Origin of the sequence: Sphingobium sp. TB-6 (assembly GCF_012927365.1) — a bacterium.
Classification (GTDB): Bacteria; Pseudomonadota; Alphaproteobacteria; order Sphingomonadales; family Sphingomonadaceae; genus Sphingobium.
In genome coordinates this window covers 1-4291 of sequence record NZ_JABBGL010000042.1, presented here as the reverse complement: position 1 = coordinate 4291, position 4291 = coordinate 1, and the positions used below count along the sequence as shown (strand labels likewise).

Genomic DNA, 4291 nt, shown 5'->3' with positions numbered 1-4291 from the left:
CCCCTTACGTTCCCGAAAAATATCGTAAGTTTTAGAATTGAGCAATCCAGGGCAAAGAACAGCACATCCTGTGCGTCGATTTAGGTTGGTTCGCTATCGGAGAATCTATCGGGGAATCTATCGGTAGATGGGGGGATGCGCAGTCCGAACCTTGGGGGATGCGCAGTCCGAACCTTGGGGGATGCGCAGTCCGAACCTTCTTTCGGTCAGGGAAGCTTTCAGGGCTTGGGCAGCTTTCGGACAACAGCCCTTGTGCGCGGGATCGGGGGCGGGGAGGCGTGGAGCATGATGCCACCGTCAATTTCCTCGACCTTCGCCGCTGGATAGGCTGCTAAAGCTTCTCGAAGCCGCTTGCGGAATTGCAGCTTGAAGGGTTTCCGGTCCTTGTATTCGGTCCCGAACTGCTCCTGTAGAGCTGCCCAGCTAATCCGGCTTCCGCTTTTCCGAACGCGGTGCAGGCGATGCGCGAGCCATGTGTAAAGGTCCAGGGCCAGCGCAGAGTGTGAAAGCTGCGCAAGCGCCCTATGCTCTAGGGGCACGGCAGATTCCCGGATGCTGTCAAAGAACTCCTGTGTCAGCTCAACCTCGGTCGGCCACAAGCTCGGCTGGCTTCCGCTGCTATCAATCCATGCCTCAAACTGACGAAAGGGCTTGGCTTCCAGCGTCACCGCGAAATCGCGTTCCACCCCTCCGATAGTGCGCGTGTCAACGCGGCCCAGGCGCAAGGTGCAGGCTGCCAGCGCGGTCATTTGCTGGCGCATTTGCCCATATGCTTTGCCGCCGTTGTCTAGGCCAAGCTCGGTCAGGAACGCATTGACGCTGCCGCCAACGTCAACAGTGCGGCTATTGGTGCGGATGGCTTGGGTCGTGATATGGACAAGGGCCAGGCGAGGGCGAACGCCGTAGGGGATCGGCTGTTGCTGCCAGCTCTTGCCGTCCCATACCTTTCCAGCCTCGACCTGTAGGGAAACGTTGCCGCTAGTCCGCTCAAACGTCCGGCCATCCGTGGGGGAACGTGGCAAGCCGACTTGGCACAAGACGGCGGGGAGATAATCGGGATGGCCCGTTTTAGCCGCCCTGTCAGCCTCTTTCGATAGGGCCAGAACGTTCGGGGGCAACGCCTCAAATAGCGTTAGGGGGCTGCCATCTCGGCTCATGCGGCTTTCGCTATGTCAGGAGCGCGGAGCATGACGTTCCGAACGGTTGCCGCTGCCCACGTTCCCCCCCGTGCGGTTTTGACGCCACGTTCATTCAGGGCGGTTGCAATGGCGTTGTAGCTGCTCGCGCCTGCTGCCTTCACCTGTTCAATGACGGGCAAGACGTTCGCCGCGAAGGCGTTGGCGGCGATCTTAGCTGCCTTGCCGCCCTTCGCTTGTGCCTCGGCTAGATTGGTGCGGTTGCCAAGCACCATGCCTTGCGCCTTGCGAACGGCCAGCGCCGCCCGTGTGCGTTCGGAGATCAGCTTCCGCTCTTTCTCGGCAATCGCCGCGTAGATGTGCAGGAAAAATGGATCAGCGTTCGCGCCCAGATCGGCCACGATAAAGCCGGTGCCTTGGCTCATAAGGCCGCTGATAAAGTGGACGTCACGGCTTAGGCGGTCCAGCTTCGCAACAATAACTGGGCAATCTTCGCGAGTGGTTGCCTTGGTGCGTTTGGCGGTCGCCAGTGCTTCGGTCAGGACCGGGCGACGGTCTAGTGCGTCGGCCCCCTTGCCGGTTTCGACTTCCACGAACTCGGCCACAATCTCGAAGCCCTCGGCCTCGGCAAAGCGAGCAATGGCTTCCCGCTGGGCTTCCAGCCCTAGCCCCGAACGGCCTTGCCGGTCGGTGGAAACCCGGAGATAGGCAACGGCTTGGCTAGGCATGGATTGGCTCTCTTATGGCGTCCATAAAATAGCTAACCCAACGTATAGGTTTTTACAACGGCTATCTGCCGGTCAATCTTTGCCACCATGAACGACGCGCCGCCTGTAGATCGGCCTGTAGCTCGGCAATGGTCACTTGCAGGCGGTCTATCTCTAGCGCCGCGTTCGCCTGCACGGTTTCGGCTTGGACCAGGCCCATAGCGGTTTCCCTGTGGCGGTCCTTTTCCTCGGTGAGCTGGTCTGTCAGCTCTCGGATGCGGTCCTGTGCCGATTGCAGGGCTGCCACCATCTGCCCGGTTATCGCGTCGGCTTCCGTTCGATCAGGCGTTCGCCCCTCTGTTCGCTTGCCAACGCGTTCCGGATGTTCCCCGCCGACGCGTTCGGGTGCGTTCAAGTCCGCTGCCGGTATCTCGACTAGCACGCGGTCACTCGGATGATTGCCGGGGATGATACGCCATCGCCCAGATTTAGCGGCCCTCTTGGCTTTCATGCGCGCCGCATCCGGGGATATGCTCAGGCGGTCAGCAAGCTCGCGATAGCCCAGTTGCAGCACTTCCTCAGTCATTAAATCCCCCAGCCGTCCCCTCCGACGCGTTCGGGTGTTATGCAAAGGATTTGGGGGGAACGCATAGACGAACGTTTCCAGCGGTGCCGTTCGGGTCTAAACCCCCTCTACTTTAGAGAGCCAGTCAGCCGGTTTAGCAGCGCGCCCATTTCCATCGCACATTGGGCATCAAGCGCCCAGTAGTGGTCTAGATGCCGCTCGAAGGTCCGATGCCACATGCCTTTGGGGCGGAACAGCCCCGCTTCCCACCCCGGATCGCATCCCAGTTTCTTTTGAAGGCGGAACAGCTTTTCAAAGGCCCGGTCGCGGCTGGCTTCTCGCTGGCTGTTATAGGCCAGCCGCCATGCCTGGCGGGATGCAAAGCGGTCGCCCCCGGATGGCTTATAGAGCTTGCCCGCCCGAACGCTGCGATACGGGCAGATCATCCACCAGCGTTTGCCGCCATAATGGGGCAGCGTGTAACACAGATGGACGGTCTGGCGGACATGCTCCCGTCCTTCGCCTTCACCCCGCGAATAGGACAATTCTAGACGCTCGCGGCCTGGCTCATCCATGTGTGCCGCGTAGCTGATGGAGCCAGCCGGTTCGCCGCCACAATTCCAGGATAAGGTGCCCCGGATCAGCATGCCTTCGCGTGCTCTCCCCGTTCGCAACATCCACGCCAGGTCAATCCGCAGCGACATATCTGCCGTTGGTCTGCCGCCGTATCGCCCTGATCCAAACCCGCCTATGCCGTTAGCTCCTGCCGGATATTTTCCGAAATCATAAGCGAAGTTACCCTGTTTTCAAATAGCATTGCTCTATTTTGCCATAGGAAGGTCGTAGAGTAGCGACAGGTGAAAATGGCTCCCTGATAGCCTAAATTGACTTATCGCCTATGTGGTGCCCCTGTGAGGGGGAATTAGCCTATCCTTGCACGCCCCCTGATAGCCCCTTCTGGGCTTCCTCATGGAGCTGCGCGTGGTAACGTTCGATGGCCGTCCGTCCGATATTCTGTGATCGGCTTACTCTCCTGCCGTAGATGGGAGAGGAGTATTCCGGTTCTACGCCTAGCAATTCGGTGATGAGCTTCGGCCCGACGCCCAGGTCGATACGCTGGTCAGGATCCAGCCCCTTAATATGGTAGCGAAGAGATCCCTGTAGCTGCCGCAAATAGGTTCCCCGCTGGGCGGTCGTCGCGGTTGCAGGATCATATCCACGCGGACCAACGCGCTCATAGTGGATGGCATGTTTGATTGGGATCATCCCAGCTTTACGAAGCCAATCTCCCCGCCCTTTTTCCTTGAACGCCTTTTGGTGAGCTGGCGGGCAATGGAGCAGGATATGGACATGCCGCCCGGTGCCTACTGCGTGCTCCATCACCCAGAGGAAGGTGCATGGGATGGCGCGAAGCCCTAGCCATTGGCCTGCTCTTTTCAGCCAAGCTCCAACGGCATCTTGAGGCCGCCACAGGTCGGACAGACTGGCCCGCTCAAAATGGATTGTCACAGACAAGTTGAGGGGCCGATTTATTTTGGCTGCATGCACGGCACCTTCGATGAGGCCCAATCCCTTTTCAGCATCAAGATACGCGGTCCAGTTAGCGCGGCTGTTCGGAATATGCCTTCGGGGACGCGGTGCCCTGCCATTACTCAATAGAGTGATGCTTCCAGAGGAGCGGCTTTGGCGCCTTTTAGCTTCAATAGCGGCATTGGCGGATTTGCGTGCCTTACTAGGCATAGATTCCCCTTAGCGTCCCCTTACGTTCCCGAAAAATATCGTAAGTTTTAGAATTGAGCAATCCAGGGCAAAGAACAGCACATCCTGTGCGTCGATTTAGGTTGGTTCGCTATCGGAGAATCTATCGGGGAATCTATCGGTAG

5 protein-coding genes are annotated in these 4291 nt (G+C 58.8%); all 5 read right to left on the bottom strand.

Annotated features, from left to right (window positions below):
• Positions 1 to 218: 218 nt before the first annotated feature.
• Positions 219 to 1157: a replication protein RepA gene (locus HHL26_RS23930; RefSeq protein ID WP_169576917.1), complete on the bottom strand. Its 939-nt coding sequence runs from the start codon at positions 1155 to 1157 to the stop codon at positions 219 to 221.
• Positions 1154 to 1864 (bottom strand): recombinase family protein, encoded by a 711-nt coding sequence (locus HHL26_RS23925; RefSeq protein WP_169576916.1) that lies wholly within the window; start codon positions 1862 to 1864, stop codon positions 1154 to 1156. Before HHL26_RS23925 ends, HHL26_RS23930 begins: the two co-directional genes overlap by 4 nt.
• Positions 1865 to 1925: 61 nt before the next feature.
• Positions 1926 to 2429, bottom strand: coding sequence for a hypothetical protein (locus HHL26_RS23920; RefSeq protein WP_169576915.1), 504 nt, complete (start codon positions 2427 to 2429; stop codon positions 1926 to 1928).
• Between the two features lie 107 nt (positions 2430 to 2536).
• Positions 2537 to 2983, bottom strand: coding sequence for a hypothetical protein (locus HHL26_RS23915; protein WP_169576914.1), 447 nt, complete (start codon positions 2981 to 2983; stop codon positions 2537 to 2539).
• Positions 2984 to 3335: 352 nt separating this feature from the next.
• The gene (locus HHL26_RS23910) at positions 3336 to 4148 is read right to left on the bottom strand and encodes a hypothetical protein (protein WP_169576913.1); all 813 of its coding nucleotides are present in this window, start codon (positions 4146 to 4148) and stop codon (positions 3336 to 3338) included.
• Positions 4149 to 4291 lie beyond the last annotated feature (143 nt).

Excerpts from the sequence above, each read along its gene's own strand:
- HHL26_RS23930 (WP_169576917.1), bottom strand. The coding sequence starts at position 1,157 with ATGAGCCGAGATGGCAGCCCCCTAACGCTATTTGAGGCGTTGCCCCCG.
- HHL26_RS23925 (WP_169576916.1), bottom strand. The coding sequence starts at position 1,864 with ATGCCTAGCCAAGCCGTTGCCTATCTCCGGGTTTCCACCGACCGGCAA.
- HHL26_RS23920 (WP_169576915.1), bottom strand. The coding sequence starts at position 2,429 with ATGACTGAGGAAGTGCTGCAACTGGGCTATCGCGAGCTTGCTGACCGC.
- HHL26_RS23915 (WP_169576914.1), bottom strand. The coding sequence starts at position 2,983 with ATGGATGAGCCAGGCCGCGAGCGTCTAGAATTGTCCTATTCGCGGGGT.
- HHL26_RS23910 (WP_169576913.1), bottom strand. The coding sequence starts at position 4,148 with ATGCCTAGTAAGGCACGCAAATCCGCCAATGCCGCTATTGAAGCTAAA.